Genomic DNA, 18,860 nt, shown 5'->3' with positions numbered 1-18,860 from the left:
AGCCGCCGAGTCAAAGGCACCGCCGAATCGTCCAGCCGTCGGGTCCGCGTTCGGCCGAGCACCGATAGCGATACCAGATCCGCTGGTTCTCCCGGAGGGTCGCTGTCACCCGAGCGAGATTCGGCGTCACCCACTGTGGGTGACTGATCCCGAGCGCGATGGCACGAGCACCGGAATCCACGAGTACCTCGGATAGATCCTCGCCCCACCGGCAGGCCGAGATCGGAAGCACCCGGGGCCGCACCTGACGGAGCCGGGACAGCAAAGAAGCGGGTGGATCCATGTCCTCGCTCCTGGCCGCCAACGCGGTCGCGATCCGGTCCCTGCGTCCGGCCTGCTGGCCCACGACGAGACAGATCGCCTCCGGCTGGCCGAGATACTCCGAGGGCTCGTAGTGCTCGGCGATGTACCGCACCGCAGCGATCTGCACTGCCTGGGTCTCCCGGGCCGCAATGCGCCCCCCCCATACGTCCTGACTGGTGGCACACGCACCCAAAGCGATCAAGCAGAGTGTGGTCAGCCGCTTCATCGATCCTCCTGTCGACGCCCGGTCACACAAACAATACGCCGAGTTGCGCTCGAAGTTGCCGCGCTAGCTCGGAACTACCCTCGCCGAGACGATGGCGTCCCCCTGCTCAATGACGTCGACGACGTCCATGCCGTCGGTGACCCAGCCGAAGGCCGTATAGCCACGATCGAGGTGCAGCTGCCGCGAGTGCGTGATGAAGAACTGGCTGTTCTCAGAATCACGGAACCCGAGATTGGCCATGCCGATGACGCCGGACCAGAACGGGAGCTGCGTGACCTCGGTGCGGATGGTGAAGCCGGGGTCGCCTGTGCCGTCGTGACCCACGACGTCGCCGCCCTGCGCCATGAAGTTCGGGAGGACGCGGTGGAACGGCACACCGTCGTAGTGCCCCCCCTGCGCTAGTCTGGCGACGGTCTGCACCGTGAGCGGCGCTTCTTCGGTCAGAAGCCGGACGGTGATCGTGCCTCTGGTCGTTTCCAGCACCAGGCTCGGGCTCCTGCCCAGTCCTTGCAGGAACTCCCAGTCGATCCTCCGGGCGTCCGGAAGCAGCACGGACGAGCCCTCGCGTTGAGCCGGCCCGTCTGAAGCTTCCGCGGGCAACGGGACATGGAATCCCCTGGAGGCGAACTCGGTAGACTCCAGCCCACGTCGTGCGGCCGCCGCGACCTCGGGCCGAGGGTCTTCGATTACGGCCCTGAAGAGGTCGAAGTACAGGTCATGAGTCTCCGGGGACCGTCGGTCACTCATCCAACGTCGGAGAAGCGCCGCGGCCGCGGCCGTGGCGGTGCGCTCCGACGGATCGCGAGCGGCCCGAGCGATGCGCGTGACTGCCTCCTCTCCAGGCATGTACGACAGCACCTCGAGGCCGACCGCCCACCGCCTGTCATCACCCGGCTCGGTGGCATCCACCCATGTTACGATGGCGTCGATCCGGTCCATCTGGGCGAGTTGGATCATCAGCTCACGGACGCGCTGGAGACGGTCGGGGTTCGTCTCGATCCACTGTTCGATGTGGGGCACCAGAGCCTGGTCCAGGGCGTCTTTGGTCAGCACCCGTACAGCCGAGAACGACACCTGCGGTGACGGGTCGTCTAGGGCGTCCACGAGCACCTGCGCGCTCGTGGTGAGTGGGTCGAGTCCCGCGATCGCGTTGCTGCGGGTCCGCCAGTCCCCTGCCTCGGTCGCCCAATGCCTCAGCCGCTCGCCGTCGAGAAAGTCGTGGAGCCTGCCCAGACCCAGGACCAGATGCATCGCAGCCGGATCCTCCAGCGTATACGTATCGAGAGCTTGGCGGAGAAAGAGCGCGCGGGTGGCCCAGAAATCGATTCCCGATGCGAGACTGAAGTAACTCGACGCGGCCAACCGCACCGAAGAGTCTTCGTGAGTCAGATTCTCGATGAGGTGGCCCCTCAGTCCTTCGTGGCGGACTCCATACACGCCACCGAGAACCGCCAGCGCTCGAGTGCGGTCCGCTTCTTCCCGGGGCGGCACATCAGCCGCGAGTAGCGCGTCCGCCGCCTCCGCGGTTCCCATGTGACCCAGCGCTTCGATGAGCCTCGAGCGAACGGTGGCATCCCGTTCCGCGGACAGTGCGCCGGAGAGCGCTCCGGCAGTCGCCGGATCGCCGACGCGTCCGAGCGCGAACGCCACATCCCGTCGTACCTGGGCCTCCGGGTCGTCGAGTACGGGCAGAAGCGCAACGACGGATTCGACGGCCTGAAGGGACGCGAGTGCCATCGCGGCGCGGGCGCGGACCTCGGGACGCCCGGCCTGCAAACGCTCCATGACGCCGTACATGTCGCGCTGAATGCCGAGCTCCACGACCGCCTGCAGCTCAGCGTCCGCGAGCAGGCCGTCGCTCGACCTCGTCGATGAAGGGAGCGAGGGTCCGGCGTGACACGCCGCCGCGCCGAGGAGCATGCACAGAATCGGGGCCAACCACCGGCGAGCTCCTGGTCGCATCCTGCGAGTCCCAGCCATCCTACAACCCACCCTCTTCGAGCAGCTTCTCGACTTCTGTCGCCTCTACGAAGAAATCGCCCAGCGCGGTTCCGGCGTCGGGCGTATGCCAGTCCGAACCGCCGCTCATGAGCAACCCGGAGGTTCGGCAGATACGCTCATAGCGAAGCATGTCATGGCGCTTGTGTGACGGTCGGTACACCTCGAGGCCACGCAGGCCGGCACGCACGAGCTCCGGCAGCAGCGCATCGACTAAATCTCCCGGCGGATGGGCCCAGACGGGAAGTCCATCCGCTTCGAGAATCAGCTCGACGGCGTCCACCGGCGTGAGCAGGCGCGTCGGAACGAACGCGTCGCTGCCGTCGCCGATGAGGGTGTCGAACGCCCCATGGACCGACGCGACGTGCCCGGCCGCCACCAAGGCTCTCGCCAGGTGAGGTCGACCGATCGCAACGCGGTCGGGGCCGGCCTCGGCCTCGACTTGCTCGAAGGTGATCTCGATCCCGCTCGCGGTGAGTCGCTCCACCATCTCGTGCATGCGCTCGACGCGCCGGCTGGTCGCTCGCGCGCCGTGCGCGATCATCGCGCTTGCTTCGAGATCGACGAAGTAGCCGAGCACGTGCACGTCACGATCCTGGTGCGTCGAGCTGACCTCGAGAGCGGGAATGACTTGCACTCGCACTTTTGCTCCAACGGCGGACGCGGTCGCGAAGGCCGCCGTCGTGTCGTGGTCCGAGACCGCGATTACATCGAGCCCGCCCTTCGCCGCTCCCCGCACCACGGCCTCGGGCGACCACGCGCCGTCGGAAGCAGTGGTGTGGATGTGAAGGTCGAGCTTCATGCGGAGGGTCCGTCACTCACGAAAGAATTCAGCCGTCGCCATCGTCCGCGAATACGATCGCTTCGGCCGGAATCTGCTCGGGCGGCTCATCGCCGGCGTACTCGGTCAATAGCGTCACCCGGTCGCGCTCGACCTTGAGCACGCCAGCGGCCACGTAGAACGAGTTACTGCCGCCACCCGGCCGGTCGATCTTCAGCTCGCCGGCTCCGATCAGCGTCAACATCGGCGCGTGACCCCGCAAAATCCCGACCTGTCCGTCCCACGCCGGCGCCACTACCGCGGACGCCTCGCCTTCGAAGACGATGCGATCCGGAGAGACTACACGAACTTCTAGCATACCGTCGGCCACGAGCTAGTGTCCTTTCCCAGAAGTTGGGCGTGCACCGAGGGTGCCGAGGCGCCGCGACCACTCGCCTTTCGGCGAGCGGTGCCCCAAGGCGCGACGACGAGTAATAGCAGGGCTATTGCGAGGACATGCAACGCGGCTAGGGTGGATGCATCGGTGCCCGAATGCCGGCGAACTTCTGGGACAGGACACTAACCCTCCTTCTCCAGGCGTTCGCCCTCTGCGATGACATCTTCGATGCTGCCCTGCATGTAGAACGCCTGCTCCGGCAGGTGGTCGAACTCCCCGGCAGCAACGCGCTCGAAGGACTCGATCGTGTCGTCGAGTTTCACGTACTGCCCGGGTGTACCGGTGAAGACCTCGGCGACGACGAACGGCTGCGAGAGGAAGCGCGCGATCCGGCGCGCGCGGCCCACGATGACCTTGTCCTCCTCGGTGAGCTCGTCCATTCCGAGAATCGCGATGATGTCCTGGAGGTCCTTATACCGCTGCAGGATCGCCTGCACGTCGGTCGCGACCTTGTAGTGCCGCTCACCCACGAACTGGGGGTCCATGATGCGCGACGTCGAGTCCAGCGGGTCCACCGCCGGGTAGATGCCCTGCTCCGAGATCGCGCGCGACAGAACCGTCGTCGCATCGAGGTGCGTGAACACCGCCGCCGGCGCTGGGTCGGTGAGGTCGTCCGCAGGCACGTAGATCGCCTGCACCGACGTGATCGAGCCCGACGCAGTCGAAGTGATACGCTCCTGCAACTCGCCCATCTCTGTCCCGAGCGTGGGCTGATACCCCACCGCCGACGGCATGCGACCGAGCAGCGCGGACACCTCGGAACCTGCCTGCGTGAAGCGGAAGATGTTGTCGATGAAGAGCAGCACGTCCTGCCCTTCGACGTCACGGAAGTACTCAGCGATGGTGAGGCCCGAGAGGCCGACGCGCAGACGGGCTCCCGGCGGCTCGTTCATCTGCCCGTAGACCAGCGCCGTCGAGTTGAGCACGCCCGATTCCTTCATCTCGAGCCAGAGGTCGTTGCCTTCGCGCGTGCGCTCACCCACGCCACAGAACACCGAACGTCCGCCGTGCTCCATCGCGATGTTGTTGATGAGTTCCATGATGATGACGGTCTTGCCGACACCGGCACCCCCGAACAAGCCAGTCTTTCCGCCCTTTACATAGGGAGCCAGCAGATCCACGACCTTGATGCCCGTCTCGAAGATCTCGGTCTTCGGCTCGAGCTGGTCGAAGCTCGGGGGCGGACGGTGGATCGGCCAGCGCTCGACCTCGGCACCCTCTCCCCCGACTGGGCCCATCTCGTCCACGGGCTCGCCCAGCACGTTCAGGATGCGTCCGAGCACGGGCTCACCGACCGGAACGGTGATGGGACTGCCGGTATCGACGACCTCCATGCCACGCGTCACGCCGTCCGTGGACGACATCGACACCGCGCGGACCTGTCCGCGTCCGATGTGCTGTTGCACCTCCGCGACGAGCTCGATCTCCTGACCCGCCTCGTTCGTCGTCTGGAGACTCAGCGCGTTGTAGATGTCGGGGAGGTCCTCGGCGGCGAACTCAGCGTCGAGCACCGGTCCGATGACCTGTACGATTCTTCCAATACCGTTGTCAGCCATGATGTGCGTGGTTTCCCTACTCGAGGGCAGCGGAGCCGCCGAGGATCTCGGCGATCTCCTGCGTGATCTGGCCCTGGCGGGCTCGGTTGTATGTGCGCGTGAGGTGCTCGAGCACATCTCCGGCGTTGTCCGTCGCGCTCTTCATCGCGGTCCTGCGCGCACCCTGCTCCGCGGCCGCGTTCTCCACCAAAGCGGTGTAGACGGCGTTGCGGATGTACGCCGGAAGAATCCGCTCGAGAATCATGTCCCCACTCGGAGAGAGGATGTAGACGTCGGCGGACGAAACCTCACCCTCCGCCTTGATCGGCAGCAGGTCTCTCGTATGCGGCGGAGTCGACATCGCCGACTTGAACTTCGAGCTGACCAGATAGACGGCGTCGACCTCACCGCTCTCGAATCGGTCGCGGATGGGAGCGATGAGCGACTCTGCATCGTCCACGGTGGGATAGTCACCGATGTCGGTGCGCTGGGTGAGCATCTCTACGCCGCGGAAGCGGAAGTAGGCGATGCCCTTCTTGCCCGCCACGTGCAGCTCGGTCCCGATACCCCGCCCACGCAGATCCTCCATGAGTTTCCGCGCTTTCTTGATCAGGTTGGCATTGAAGCCACCCGCGAGTCCGCGGTTCGCGGTGCACAGCAGAATCGCCGCGCGCTCGGTCTTTTCCGGCAGCCGCAGGATCGGGTATTTCTCAGACAGCGCCGGCGAGTAAAGCCCCTGCACGATCTCGTGCAAAGCTTCGGCATACGGCTGGGCGGCGCGCACCCGATCGGTCGCCCGCTTGAGCTTGGAGGCCGCAACGAGCTCCATCGTGCGCGTGATCTGTCGAGTGTTCTCTACCGACTTGATCCTGCGCTTGACATCGCGAGAGCCAGCCACGTCGTCTCGTTCTCTCGGTTGGCGGGGCTAGGCCGAGGCCGCGGCCGTGGACTGTTCGGCTGCGAACGCCTCGTTATAGCTCTCGATCGCGGCAACGAGCCGCTCCTCGAGATCTTCATCCATCTCGCCGCTCTCACGCAGCTCGTCGAGCACGTCCTGATGCTTGGCGGCCATGTCCTGATGGAAGCCGAGCTCCCACTGGCGGACCTTCTCCACCTCAAAGTCGTCGAGGAAGCCGTTGGTCACGGCGTAGATCACCGCGACCTGACTTTCGACCGGCATCGGCTGGTATTGGGGCTGCTTGAGCATCTCAACGGTGCGTGCGCCACGAGCCAGTTGGCGCTGTGTCACCGCGTCCAGGTCGGATCCGAACTGGGCGAACGCCTCCAACTCACGGTACTGCGCGAGGTCGAGCCGCAGACGGCCGGCGACCTTCTTCATCGCCTTGATCTGCGCCGCACCACCGACGCGCGATACCGAGATACCGACGTTCACGGCGGGCCGCACACCGGAATAGAACAGATCGGGCTCGAGGAAGATCTGACCGTCGGTGATCGAGATCACATTGGTCGGGATGTAGGCCGAAACGTCCCCACCCTGCGTCTCGATGATCGGCAGCGCGGTCAGCGAGCCGCCACCCTGGTCGTCGGCCAGCTTCGACGCGCGCTCGAGCAGCCGCGAGTGGAGGTAGAACACGTCCCCCGGATACGCTTCACGTCCCGGAGGACGGCGGAGGATCAGCGAGAGCTGGCGGTACGCCTGTGCCTGCTTCGAGAGGTCGTCGTATACGACGAGCGTGTGCTTGCCCTGCCACATGAAGTGCTCGGCGAGCGCGGTCGCCGCGTACGGCGCGATGTATTGCAACGGTGCGGGATCGGACGCGCTCGCCAATACGATGATCGTGTACTCCATCGCTCCGCGCTCACGCAGCGTCTCCACGACACTCCGGACCTTACCCGCCCGTTGCCCGATGGCACAGTAGATGCAGATGACGTCGGTGTCCTTCTGGTTGATGATCGTGTCGATCGCCACGGCGCTCTTGCCCGTACCGCGGTCGCCGATGATCAATTCGCGCTGACCGCGACCGATCGGGATCATCGAGTCGATGGCCTTGATGCCCGTCTGCAGCGGCTCGTGGACGGGCTGCCGCTTGACGATACCCGGCGCGACGATATCGATCTGGCGAGCGCCCTCGATGCCGTCGATCGGGCCCATTCCGTCCTGCGGACTACCGAGCGCGTCCACGACCCGCCCGAGATACCCGGCGCCGACGGGGACCTCCAGTACGCGGCCGGTGCGCCGCACCTGGTCACCCTCGTGCAGACCGGTCCACTCACCCATGATTACGGCGCCGATGTTGTCCTCTTCGAGGTTCAGCGCGAGCGCAGTCACGGTCTCTCCGGTGGCCGCTGCCGTGATCTCGAGCATCTCCGACGCCATCGCTTTCGTGAGGCCGTAGATGCGAGCGATCCCGTCCTTCACTTCGAGGACTTCACCGATCTCTTCGGCCTGGAGGTCCTCTTCGTACTTCTCGATCTCCTTGAGAAGGACGTCCTTGATCTCGCTGGCGCGAAGCTGGGAGTCGTTGGCCATCTTCTATTTGGTCCTAGGTATTGGGATCGGATCAGGCGTCGGCGGGGCCACCAGCCGCCGCGGGCAACTGCGCCCGCAGGAGGCGACGACGCATTCCGTCCAGGCGCCTACGAATCGATCCGTCGTAGATCGTGTCACCCGTGCGTACGACGAGTCCCCCGATGATCTCTGGCTTCACCCGGATGTGAGGGATCACTCTTGTTCCGAGCGCGCCCGAGAGGCGTTCAGCAATCATTTGCGTTGTGGCATCATCGACCTGACGTGCCACGGTCACCTCCACGTTTTCCCGACCCAAGTGGTCGTCGAGCAGAAGGTGGTACCCCCGCGAGATGTCACGTAGGAGGCGTTGGCGCCGCTTGTCGATCGTCACCATCACGAAGTTCACGACGTGCTTCGGCAACGCTTCTCCGAACGCGCGTCGGACGACGACCTTCTTGTCTTCGTCATCGATGCGCGGAGTCTCGAGGAAGAGGCGGAACTTCGGATTCTCCTCGATGATGCGGGCGACGGTGGCGATCGCGACCCCGTACGACTCCACACCGTCGTGGCGACGCGCCAGCTCGAAGAGCGTCTCCGCGTAGTTCTTGGCGACGGTTTCGTCTCTCACGCCTGCGCTCCACGGGAATCCCCGAGCTCGTCCAGGTAGCGCTCGACGAACTCACGATCCTTGGCCTGGTCGAGCCTCTCCCGCATCAGTTGCGACGCCGCAGCCAACGCGAGCTCCACCGACTCCTTTCTGAGCATGTCGAGCGCCGCGTCGCGCTCACGCCCGATTTCGGCGCGGGCCCGCTCGACGATCGTTTTACCCTCGGATCGAGCCTTCTCTTCGATGTCCTTGCGGACGTTCTCGCCAGCGGCCTTGCCTTCGGCGATCAACTCGTTGGCCTGCCGCCGCGCGTCCATGAGCTGCTCACGGTGCTGCTCGAGCAGACCCGCGGCCTCTGCATTGCGTTGGGCAGCCTCGTCGAGCGCGGCCTGGATACCTTTCTCCCGCGCGTCGACCGCGGCCAGGATGGGGCCCCAGGCGGTCTTGGACAGAATCAGCAGCAAGCCGGCGAAGATGATCAGCGTCCATACGCTCAGGCCTGTGTTGATATCGAAGAGGCCTCCACCGCTTTCCTCGCCAGCTCCCTGGGCCCACAGCGGGCCCGGCAGCGCGGCTAGAAGCGATAGTGCGACCGGCAAAATTCGAGTGGCTCTCATCGTGATCTCCATCGATTCCCTGAAGTCATAGGCTCGCGCCAACGAGCCGGTCGCCGCCGTGCCCGAGAGGGGGCTGCGGGACCCGACCTAATTGAACTTGTACAGGATCGTGATAACGAGAGCGAACAGCGCCGCTCCTTCGACCAGCGCCGCAAGGATGATCGCAGCCGTCTGGATCGCAGCGGCGGCCTCGGGCTGACGCGCGATACCCTGGGTCGCGCCGTAACCGATCAGACCGATGCCGATACCCGCGCCGATGATCACGAGTCCGATGCCGATACCGGCACCGAAGAGACCTCCCCAAGCCTGCGCGGCCTCTGCGTCCATGGCGACGTTCTGAAAGATGGCCAGCATTCCGTGCAACATGTCGGTTTTTCCTTGAAAGGTTGTCTAACGCATTCCCATCAATGCGCGTGGCGGATCAGACCGATGAAGACTGTGGTCAGCATCGCGAAGATGTATGCCTGGAGGAAGGCCACGAAGACCTCGAGAAGCATCACGCCGAGCAACATGCTCAACGACCCACCCGCGATCATGAACTTCCCGATCGGGAGGTGCGCGAACAGGAAGATCATCCCGATGAGCGACAGGACGAGCGAGTGCCCGGCCGTCATATTCGCAAAAAGTCGGATCATCAGCGCGAACGGCTTGGTCAGCTTCCCCATGACTTCCACTGGCGTCATAATCAGCATCAGGACGGCTTGGCCCGCCTTCGGAAGCCCGGGCGGGGCGTAGAAGATCGTCCCCATATAGCCCCTGAATCCCAACGCCCGCATCCCTGAAATCTCGACGACAACGAAGGTCACGAGGGCGAGCGCAGCCGTGACGTTGATGTTTCCGGTCGGCGTCGCGCCGAACGGGATCACTCCGACCAGGTTCATGGTCAAGATGAAGAAGAAGAGCGTCAGGATGTACGGCGTGTACGAGTCCGCCCCGTGCCCGATGTTGCGGCGGACGACCTCATCCCGGAAGTAGATGACCAGCGCCTCCATCGCGTTCGGGAGGCCTCTCGGAGCGCTGTCCGTATACCGGTTCCGCATGGCGTAACCGATCGGGATGAAGACCAACAGCAGCAGGATCGCGGCTACCAGAAGAAAGACCCCGTGCTTCGTCGGGGAGAGGTCGAGCTCCAGCGCACCGATGTGGAACGGCTCCCACTGCGGCAAGTGCCACACCCACCCGCGTCCGAGGATCTCGAGCTCGATCTCCTTGCCGTCGCGGAGGTGGTGCATGAGCCACTCCCCGAGGTCGGGCGTGGCATTCTCCTGGAGTCTCACGTCAGCTCGTCTCTCTCGCGGCAGCTTTGAAGTACAGCGGCTCGAGTAGCAGAAGCCCGAAGAGGAAGCCAGCGAGGGCCAGCAGTAGCGCGATCGACCCCTCGACGCCCCGACTGATCGTCAGGAACGCGACGAGCCCCACGACCGCCATGCGCAGCGCGGCACCGCCCATCCAGACCCCGAGAAAACCGTTCGGCTTGCCCCGGAATCGCATGAGCGCGGCGAACGAGACCCACTGGACCGGCAATGCCACCGCGGCCGCGATCAGCATCCCGAGCCGACTCGCCGAATCGAGGAATGGCCACAGCACGAGGATCACTACGGCGACGCCCGCGGCGCTCGCACCGGCGTACCTGGCCTCTCCGCTCATCGCGGGCCGTTCTCTCGCTGCCTGGGTTCGATCACGATGTGGTAGTACAGACTGTAGAAACCTGCGCCCGCGCCCACGGCCGCTCCCACGAGCATGAGGAACGGCGTCGTGCCGAGCTTGGAGTCCAACCACGCTCCCCCACCCAGGAAGAGCAGGATCGAAAGCGCAAAAGCCAAACCAAGGCCCATATGCCGACCGGACGCCCGCACGATTTCCCGGGGGTCACTGCGCTGCTCGTCTCCGGCCACAGCCCTGCTCCCTGGCGACGGGCACGCCGAGCCCAAAACGGACTCGCCACCCGCCATAGCCAGCATAAAATACCGCTTGTGAAAAAAAGCGCAAGCGGAATTCAGGCGCGTTCGACACTGCGAAGAGCGCTTGACGTGTGAAAAAACATCCTCCTATCTTCGCAGCCATGACAACCTCTTTGGCAACCCACGAATCCCGCCATGAACACCCGGATCTGTGAGAGGGCATCCGGGTATTTTGAGGGACTGCCTCAGCAAGTAGAGTCCACACACTACGAGTTTACCGGCCCGGCGGCCCCCAGCGAGCGACCAGCGTCGCCGGCCCAGGACAGGCATGACAACCACCCCACAGAGTGCGGTCCTCGACCGAGATCTGGAGCTGCTCGATCGAGTCGCGGAAGTCTCCGGTCTGATGCGCGCGGAGGTGGCCAAGCGCATCGTCGGCCAGCATGAGGTTGTCGACGAGCTTCTGACGGCGCTTTTGGCGAACGGCCATGTGCTGCTGGTCGGCGTCCCGGGTTTGGCCAAGACGCTGCTCGTGCAGACGATCGCAGACGCACTCGATCTCAAATTCAGCCGGATCCAGTTCACGCCGGATCTCATGCCTACCGACATCACGGGTACCGAAGTCATCGAGGAGGACCGCACGACGGGGCGGCGGGTCTTCCGCTTCGTCAAAGGTCCGATCTTCGCCAACATCGTGCTCGCCGACGAGATCAACCGCACGCCGCCCAAGACCCAGGCGGCGCTGCTCGAGGCGATGCAGGAACGGACCGTGACCGCCGCGGGTAACAGCTACCCGCTCGAACAGCCCTTCTTCGTGCTCGCCACGCAGAATCCCATCGAACAAGAAGGCACGTACCCGCTACCCGAGGCTCAGCTCGACCGCTTCATGCTCGAGCTCCCGATCTACTACCCTTCTCGCGATGAAGAAGAGGAAATCGCGATGCGGACGACGGGAGAGGAGGAGCCGGAGGTGCTCCCGGTCCTGACTGCGACCGAGCTCATCGACTTGCAGCACCTCGTCCGCCGCATCCCGGCACCGCCCTCCCTCGTCTCCTTCGCCGTGCGCCTCGCGCGATCAACGCGACCAGGCGAGGAGGCCGCCCCGGTGAGCCAACAGTACGTCGCGTGGGGTGCCGGCCCGCGCGCTTCTCAGTACCTCGTGCTCGGCGCAAAGGCACGAGCGGCCTCGCGGGGTGCGGCCATCCCATCGTATGATGACGTTCGAGCGATCGCGCCCGCCGTCCTGGCCCATCGACTGGTCCTCAACTTCGAGGCCGAAGCCGACGGCCGGACGACGCGCGACGTGATCCGTGAGCTCCTCGAGGAGACCCGGGATTGGAGCTAGACCGAAGTAGCGACACCGCATGATAGGCGCCGCGGCCGGAATGATCGTGCTGTTCCTCATTCTGTCGGCGGTGCTCACCGCCGCGCACACCGCCGTGTTCCATATCGGCTCCTCGCGCGTGCGGACGCTCCAGCAGGAGGGGTTCACCGGAGCCGATGCTCTGGGCGAGGTCCGAGCGAATCCGAGCGCCGTCGAATCGAGCGTGCGGCTCACTACAGGCGCACTCAACCTCGGCGCACTCGGCGTCGGGGTCAGCACGGGAGCGATGACGTGGGGCCGCGGCGGGCCAATCGCCGACGTGCTCATCGGGATCGTGGTGATCGTCGGCTTCACGGACATCGTACCACGCAGCGTCGTGGCACGGCACCCGGTGCGGCTCGCCCTCGCGTCGGCCTCGACGTTACTCACGTTGAGTAAGTGGACGCGATTCATTTGGGGAGCCGTCTCCAGACTCCAAGTCGCTCTCGTCCGTGGCCGAGACGACGAGCTCAGCACCGAAGAGCGAGAACTGCGTGAGCTCCAGGAGATTGGGCAGGAGGAGGGCATCCTCGAGGAGTCCGAGAACCAGCTGGTCGAGCGGGCGTTCAGACTCGACGAACTCACCGCCTGGGACATCATGGTCCCCCGTGTCGACATTTTCGCTTGGAAGCGAGAACTGACCGTCGGCGACGTGCTCGACGGACTCGAGGACCTGCCCTACAGCCGTGTACCGGTGTACCGGAAGTCCGTCGACGACGTGACCGGCATCGTATTCGTGCGAGAACTGTACGAGCGCGTCGCAGCAGGACAGCAGGACGTGAAGCTCGCCGAGCTCTCGCACGAGCCGTTTTTTGTCCCGGGATCACTCTCATGCGCCGAGCTGCTGCGCGACTTTCAGGCCCGGCGTATCCACATGGGCCTCGTCGCCGACGAGTTTGGTGGCACCGATGGACTCGTGACGCTCGAAGACGTGCTCGAAGAGCTCGTAGGCGAGATCCACGACGAGACGGACGTCACGGAGGACGAGATCCTTCGGCTTTCCGAGACCCAGCTCGAATGCGATGCGGGCGTCGACGTGCGCGAGATCAACACAGCATTGAACGTCTCGCTACCGAAGGACGAACATCGGTCCCTGAACGGCATGATCCTGGAGGAACTCGGGCACGTGCCGGCGCAGGGAGACAGCTTCGAGGCCGCCGGAGTGCGCATCGACATCGTGGAAGCGAGCGAGACCCAGGTGCTGCGAGCCAGGGTTACCCGTCTCCTGGCGCCGCGCGTTCCGACCGATCACTAGAAGGCTGTTGAAGAAGTACAGTGGGCCGCGCGACCCACGCCATGGCGTGGGTGCCCCGCGCTTGCGCGGTTCAGGCAAGGAACGACGAGGAGTCGTAGCCGAGCGGGCACCGCCGCCGAAGGCGGTGGTCCGACGAGGAGAGACGATGGATCAACCGCGCGGGCACCGACGCGCAAGCGTTGGTCGCCATGTGCCCAACACCATGGCTGATATGATCTTACGAGTGTGTGGGTTGGGGTGGCACGGCCCCATCTCCGTCGTTGGGGCTCCTAGGACCACCGCCTTCGGCGGCGGTGCCCGCGACGGCTATGGCGTCGTCGCTCCGCGACCCACGCTACGCGCGGGTGCCCCCTGGGGCCGTGGCATCATCCCGGGTACCCGTGCGCGAGCACGGGTGGCGGCCCGCTGTACTTCTTCAACAGCCTTCTAATGGCCCTCATCATCCCGTTCAACGGGAAGACCCCGACCGTTCATCCATCGGCCTTTCTCGCCCCGACTGCGGTGCTCATCGGCGACGTGACGATCGGCGCGGAAGCCAGCATCTGGTTCGGCGCCGTCCTGCGGGGTGACGACCCCGACAACGGTATCGTGGTCGGCCCGCGTTCGAGCGTGCAAGACAACTGCGTCGTGCACGTGGGGGCCTGGCAGCCAACCGTAATCGGTGCAGACGTGACCGTGGGCCACGGAGCCAAGTTCGAGTGCTGCACGATCGGCGACCGGACGGTCGTCGGGATGAACGCGGTAATCCTGCAGCACGCCGTGATCGGGGCAGAGTGCGTGCTCGCAGCCAATACGGTGGTGCTGGAAGGCGCCGTGATTCCCGACCGGTGCGTCGTGGCGGGCGTGCCGGGGGTCATCAAGAAGCGGCTCGATGGCTCCGCGGCGAAGTGGATCGAGGGAGGCGGATCGCACTACGTGGACTTGTCGCGCGAATACCGCGCGCTTGGCGTCGGCCTCCCGGGTATCAGCGAGACCGCTCCGATCCGTAGCGGACCGTAACCTCGATCGCGCCTTCCGGGATGGGCACTTCGACCTCTGGCCCGCCCGGCCAGCGCACACGGACCGCAGTCGCACCCGCCGTCCCACCGAGCACCGGGACGGCGCTATCGACGGACCAGTAACCCGAGCCCGCCGTGATCTCCCGCACTGGTCCCGCCCCGTCCGGAAACACGAGACGGACCCAGGCCCCGATGCCACGGGGATTTCCGGCCGGCCCAACGAGCCGGACCCGCAGACCCGGTGTGGCACCGACGTTCCGGAAGAGGCGGGTCGCCGCTCCGTTCTGAGCGACCGCCAGATCGACTCGAGCGTCCCCGTCGAAGTCGCCGAGCGCCGCACCACGACCGTCCCCGTAGACGCGAATGCCAGACTCCTGGCCCGGTACCGCCACCAACCCCCCCGTGCCATCCCCGCGGAGCCAAAGGCCCCGCCCGCCGTCATAGCGTGGCGCACCGATTTCCGTGGGGAAGAAGTTCTGACTCAGAAAGACATCCTCATTGCCGTCCCCGTCGAAGTCCGCGATTCCGACGTAGAAGGCCGGAGCAAGCTGCGCCTCAACCGGCAGAGGTACCGCCTCGAAGTGGTCACCGCGGTTGAGGAAAAGGGTGTGCTCGTACGTGTTGACCTCCAAACGTCCCGCGGACGTCAGAGCCTCACCGAACAACTCCTGTACCGTGGCCGAGGCGAAGTCCGAGAACGAACCAACCCTCTGCCCCAGAAACGGCATCGCCGCGAGCAGTCTCGGCAGACGCTGCAAGGGGTAGAGCCCGTCGAGCCGCGCGTCGCGCTGCACAAGCAGCAGATCCAGCGAGCCGCTCCGGTCGAGGTCACCGAAGTAGAGGACCAACGGTCGCTCGGGCCTGGGAGCGGGCCGCGTGTTGCGCCCCCAGCTCGTGGCCACGACGTCGAGCCGTCCGTCGCCGTCCAGGTCTCCTGTTGCAACACCGTTCCACCGGCTGTGCAGCTCCGCGAGTCCCCAGGCGGAGCCCACGCTGAGGAAGACCCCGCCGTCGTTCCTGAGTAGTTCGAGAGGGGCCCATTCCCGGGCCAAAAGGAGGTCCGGGTCACCGTCTCCGTCGATGTCCGCGAACGTCGCCGCGGAAACCAGGCCGATCGATTCTAGCACCGAGCGGTTCGCCACGTCCAGAACGAATACCCCGCCCTCGTTGAGGAAGAGTCGCGACGTCGCGGGCAAGGGATACGCCGCCGGCACCAACCGTCCCCCGACGAAGAGATCGAGATCGCCATCAGAATCGATGTCGGCGGTCGCGAGCGCGCCCACGCTGCTCGTGTCGCCACTGATCGCCTCGTACGCCACCCCGCCAAAGACCGGGAGAGACAGCACCGCCGATGCCGCGAGGGCTGCGGCAGGGCTCTCGGCCTCGTAGCTCGATCGGCCGATGAGGATCCTGGTGCCCGAGCCGGTGGGCATCGGAAGCGCCACACTCTGATCGAGTGACGCGACCGCGAAGCGCCCCGAGAGATCCGTGAATCGCCCTGCGTCGTTCCGGAAAAAACCGAGCCGCCCGCCCCTGCCGGAAGGGATGAGGAGGTCCACGTCGCCGTCGTCGTCCACGTCGTACCAAGTGACTCCCGGTCCCAAGCGATCGAGGCCGTTCGGAAGTAGCTGCTGCCGGGTCTCGTCGAACGGGGTTTCGACGTGCCGATGCCCCAATAGGAACGACACGTCCTCGAAGAACGGAGTCGGCGCGGTTTCGGCAGTGGCCGAGGATCCCTCCGCCCTCTCCGCCGCGACCGCCGGCTCACGGATCTCGTACAGCCGGTTCGCGCGCACGCCGTCGATGACCGAAGTGCCACCGCTCCGCCACCGGACCTCGATCGTGATCTCGCCACTGTCCGCCGCAAAGACCTGCAGAGCTTCGGAGCCCGAGAGGTACATTCCGCCGGAGGTCACTTCTTTGCTCTGCTCTGGCAATGACCCACTCCGAACCAGAACCTTCGCACCGATGCCCTGCGTATTCGGTGTCCGGCCAAGCAGCCGCACTGTGAGCCGCGACGCTGCGGCATCGTTCCGCAGCACCAATACCGGGTCGTTGAGTCGTGTCACGACGACGTCCAAATCGCCGTCCCCGTCGAGATCGCCCGACGCGATGCCGTGCGAGATATCGTCGCCCAAGGCGAAGCCCCACTCGGCGCCGACTTCTTCGAAGGTGAGATCTCCCCGATTGCGGAACGCGACGTTGTCCGCTTCCAGATCGGGATAGAGCAAGAACTCCTCCCTCCAGTCCCCACCCCACGTGAGCAACCGCCGCTGCGTATCGGCGTCCATGATGTCCCAGATGTGCCCGGTCGCGACCAGGATGTCCTCGTACCCATCCAGATCGACGTCCATGAACATCGTGCCCCACGACCACTCGGACGCGTCCACGCCCGCCAGCTCGGCCATCTGCGCGAAGGTCCCGTCGCCACGATTGAGAAACATGGTGTTGCGCATCACCTGCGGACGGTCGTCGATGACCCCTATCTGCTTCGGCAAGGCCGTGTGAGTGGGCGTCTGCGTCATACGGAGGCGTCGGTCGCGGCTCAGCATGTCGACCTCGAAGAAGTCGACGTCGCCGTCCCGGTCGATGTCCGCAAAATCAACGGCCATCGCCGCGTTGCTCGTGGTCCGCAACGCCAGCCGCGGCGCGGCGCGGAAAGTCCCGTTCCCGTCGTTCAGCCAAAACTGGTCCGGGTCCTCGAAGTCGTTCGCGACATACAGGTCCGGCGCACCGTTCCCCGTGACGTCGTAGAAGCGCGCCGACAGGCCGAAGAAGTCCGGAGTCTCGGTCAGCGGCACTCCCTCCTCGTCGAGGAAGCGACCGCCCGTAAACGGCACGTGCTCGAAGCGTCCGTGTCCATCGTTGAGGTAAAAGGCGTCCGCTTCCCCGCGCTGCACGTAGACCACGCTGCCCAGGTCACGGCGCTCGAACACGCGGAAGTCACGCTCGTAGCCCCGCCGTACGCGATACCCGCCGTCGACCTCCTCGACGACGCTGTCGAAGGTTCGCTGCTCCGGTGGCAAAACGTCCAACACGGAGAAGGCCTTGTAGTTCGTGATATAGAGGTCGAGGTCCCCGTCCCCCTCGACGTCGGCTAACGTCATGGTGGTACTTCCCGACTCCGACTCGAGCCCCGCCTCCGCGCCGACCTCGACGAACGAGCCCGAGCCGTCGTTCAGGAACAAGGCGTTCGGTCCGCCGAGCGCCGTCAGCAGCAGGTCCAGGTCGCCGTCGTCATCGATGTCGAGGACGAGGTCAGGTCAAACACGATCCTGTTCGCACTCGCCGCCGGGGCCGTCGTACTCGGACTGGTCGCCCTTGCCGTATGGCGATCCAGACAGCCAAGAATCATGGTTGAGGTCTACGCGAAATGAAGTCCGCTCCGCGCTCGATCTTCGAACGATGGTGGCTGCACCGTATTCACCCGTTGACCCGTGTGGGATGGCACACGGCTACGGCAGGAACAACTCGGCCAGCGAGCCAGACCATCATCGGTATCGGCCTCATGGTCGCCGGTGCCATGCTCAAGCGTCAGGAGGGCCGCACGGTTCTCTACCGCGGTCGAATCGAGCCAGGAAAACACACGCGCATCAGGGTTCTTCAGGGAACGAATGTGATTAACGAGTCATCGCTCGAGGCGTAGCAGATGTCGCGTGGAACCAAGAAGTGGGTCAAGATCGTGATCTGGTTCATCGTGGCGATGATGGTGCTGACCGTCGTGGCCACGCTCATCCCAGCAGGATGAAGGCTCCTGACGACCTCCGCTGAACGACGCCGCTCCACGAGATCACTGCGGACTGCACCCTGTTGATCGCCGATCGCGACCTTCGTTCCCGCTACGGCTCAATGAAGATGCACTCACCGGGACACTCCTCAGCGGCCTCAACGACGAGATCCGTCTGCTCGTCGGGGAAAGCGGCCAGTCCCTTCGCACCTTCGATGTTCCCCTCGGAAGCGGCGAAAACCTTGTCGCCCTCCTTCACGTACGCGAGTCCGTCGTCAAGCAGTACGAACACGTCAGGAGCGATCTCCTCGCACAAACCGTCTCCTGTACAAAGATCCTGATCGATCCAGACCTTCACGTTGATTCCCTTGTGTCGATAGGCCTCTCTGGCGCTTCCGTGTTGGGCACCCGAAGGAATCTAGCCGCAGAACGTGGAATATTGACAGATCGCCGCTCTACACTCGTCACAGGACGACGGATGGCGATTGGCGTAAGGAGGTCGACATGTCGAACACGGACACATCCGGGGACGGTCAAACAGTTCGCATGCTCGAAGAGGACATCGCGGTCCTGCGGCTTCAGCTCCAGGAGGCGCCACAACGGATGCGACTTCTCGAGGAGCGATTGCTCGACCTCCGCAATC

19 protein-coding genes are annotated in these 18,860 nt (G+C 65.0%); 4 read left to right on the top strand and 15 right to left on the bottom strand.

Annotated elements, in window-relative coordinates; translation table 11 throughout:
* Positions 1 to 10: 10 nt before the first annotated feature.
* From IIB36_14400 to IIB36_14340, 13 genes are all read right to left on the bottom strand, one after another.
* The gene (locus IIB36_14400) at positions 11 to 529 is read right to left on the bottom strand and encodes a hypothetical protein (protein ID MCH7532930.1); all 519 of its coding nucleotides are present in this window, start codon (positions 527 to 529) and stop codon (positions 11 to 13) included.
* A gap of 63 nt (positions 530 to 592) precedes the next feature.
* Positions 593 to 2,467 (bottom strand): peptidylprolyl isomerase, encoded by a 1,875-nt coding sequence (locus IIB36_14395; GenBank protein ID MCH7532929.1) that lies wholly within the window; start codon positions 2,465 to 2,467, stop codon positions 593 to 595.
* Positions 2,468 to 2,510: 43 nt separating this feature from the next.
* The gene (locus IIB36_14390; protein MCH7532928.1) at positions 2,511 to 3,329 is read right to left on the bottom strand and encodes a PHP domain-containing protein; all 819 of its coding nucleotides are present in this window, start codon (positions 3,327 to 3,329) and stop codon (positions 2,511 to 2,513) included.
* A 28-nt stretch (positions 3,330 to 3,357) separates the two neighbouring features.
* Positions 3,358 to 3,678, bottom strand: coding sequence for a F0F1 ATP synthase subunit epsilon (locus IIB36_14385; GenBank protein MCH7532927.1), 321 nt, complete (start codon positions 3,676 to 3,678; stop codon positions 3,358 to 3,360).
* A 188-nt stretch (positions 3,679 to 3,866) separates the two neighbouring features.
* Positions 3,867 to 5,300: a F0F1 ATP synthase subunit beta gene (gene atpD, locus IIB36_14380; protein ID MCH7532926.1), complete on the bottom strand. Its 1,434-nt coding sequence runs from the start codon at positions 5,298 to 5,300 to the stop codon at positions 3,867 to 3,869.
* Between the two features lie 16 nt (positions 5,301 to 5,316).
* Positions 5,317 to 6,177, bottom strand: a complete 861-nt coding sequence (gene atpG / locus IIB36_14375; GenBank protein MCH7532925.1) for an ATP synthase F1 subunit gamma — start codon at positions 6,175 to 6,177, stop codon at positions 5,317 to 5,319.
* 27 nt (positions 6,178 to 6,204) lie between these two features.
* Complete coding sequence (locus tag IIB36_14370; GenBank protein ID MCH7532924.1) at positions 6,205 to 7,770, bottom strand: F0F1 ATP synthase subunit alpha; 1,566 nt, start codon at positions 7,768 to 7,770, stop codon at positions 6,205 to 6,207.
* Positions 7,771 to 7,801: 31 nt separating this feature from the next.
* Positions 7,802 to 8,377 carry an ATP synthase F1 subunit delta gene (gene atpH / locus IIB36_14365; protein MCH7532923.1) on the bottom strand — a complete coding sequence of 192 codons (576 nt, stop codon included), beginning with the start codon at positions 8,375 to 8,377 and terminating at the stop codon, positions 7,802 to 7,804.
* Entirely contained in the window at positions 8,374 to 8,973 is a 600-nt protein-coding gene (atpF, locus tag IIB36_14360) for a F0F1 ATP synthase subunit B (GenBank protein MCH7532922.1), read from the bottom strand. The genes atpH and atpF overlap by 4 nt, the downstream gene beginning before the upstream one ends.
* 87 nt (positions 8,974 to 9,060) lie before the next feature.
* The gene (locus IIB36_14355; protein ID MCH7532921.1) at positions 9,061 to 9,327 is read right to left on the bottom strand and encodes a F0F1 ATP synthase subunit C; all 267 of its coding nucleotides are present in this window, start codon (positions 9,325 to 9,327) and stop codon (positions 9,061 to 9,063) included.
* 50 nt (positions 9,328 to 9,377) lie between these two features.
* Positions 9,378 to 10,250, bottom strand: coding sequence for a F0F1 ATP synthase subunit A (atpB, locus tag IIB36_14350; GenBank protein MCH7532920.1), 873 nt, complete (start codon positions 10,248 to 10,250; stop codon positions 9,378 to 9,380).
* 1 nt (position 10,251) lies between these two features.
* Positions 10,252 to 10,620 (bottom strand): hypothetical protein, encoded by a 369-nt coding sequence (locus IIB36_14345; GenBank protein ID MCH7532919.1) that lies wholly within the window; start codon positions 10,618 to 10,620, stop codon positions 10,252 to 10,254.
* Positions 10,617 to 10,925: an AtpZ/AtpI family protein gene (locus IIB36_14340; GenBank protein MCH7532918.1), complete on the bottom strand. Its 309-nt coding sequence runs from the start codon at positions 10,923 to 10,925 to the stop codon at positions 10,617 to 10,619. The genes IIB36_14345 and IIB36_14340 overlap by 4 nt, the downstream gene beginning before the upstream one ends.
* Before the next feature lie 277 nt (positions 10,926 to 11,202).
* Between IIB36_14340 and IIB36_14335 the strand changes: the two genes are divergently transcribed.
* The 3 genes from IIB36_14335 (at position 11,203) to IIB36_14325 (ending at position 14,491) form a co-directional block, all read left to right on the top strand.
* Positions 11,203 to 12,219 (top strand): MoxR family ATPase, encoded by a 1,017-nt coding sequence (locus tag IIB36_14335; GenBank protein MCH7532917.1) that lies wholly within the window; start codon positions 11,203 to 11,205, stop codon positions 12,217 to 12,219.
* 19 nt (positions 12,220 to 12,238) lie between these two features.
* On the top strand, positions 12,239 to 13,492 hold the full coding sequence (locus IIB36_14330; GenBank protein MCH7532916.1) for an HlyC/CorC family transporter: 1,254 nt from the start codon (positions 12,239 to 12,241) through the stop codon (positions 13,490 to 13,492).
* 429 nt (positions 13,493 to 13,921) lie between these two features.
* Entirely contained in the window at positions 13,922 to 14,491 is a 570-nt protein-coding gene (locus tag IIB36_14325; protein MCH7532915.1) for a gamma carbonic anhydrase family protein, read from the top strand.
* On the opposite strand, the gene IIB36_14320 is transcribed toward IIB36_14325, so the two are convergent.
* Positions 14,457 to 17,678 (bottom strand): VCBS repeat-containing protein, encoded by a 3,222-nt coding sequence (locus IIB36_14320; GenBank protein ID MCH7532914.1) that lies wholly within the window; start codon positions 17,676 to 17,678, stop codon positions 14,457 to 14,459. The genes IIB36_14325 and IIB36_14320 overlap by 35 nt on opposite strands.
* 651 nt (positions 17,679 to 18,329) lie before the next feature.
* A complete protein-coding gene (locus tag IIB36_14315; GenBank protein MCH7532913.1) occupies positions 18,330 to 18,575 on the bottom strand; it encodes a ferredoxin in 246 nt (81 codons plus the stop codon).
* A gap of 146 nt (positions 18,576 to 18,721) precedes the next feature.
* On the opposite strand from IIB36_14315, the gene IIB36_14310 reads away from it, so the two are divergent.
* Positions 18,722 to 18,860 (top strand): hypothetical protein (locus IIB36_14310; GenBank protein ID MCH7532912.1); only part of this gene is annotated, 139 nt, incomplete at its 3' end.

Source organism: Gemmatimonadota bacterium (assembly GCA_022560615.1).
Taxonomy (GTDB): domain Bacteria; phylum Gemmatimonadota; class Gemmatimonadetes; order Longimicrobiales; family Gaopeijiaceae; genus UBA1138.
This window is presented reverse-complemented; position numbering and strand designations above follow the sequence as displayed.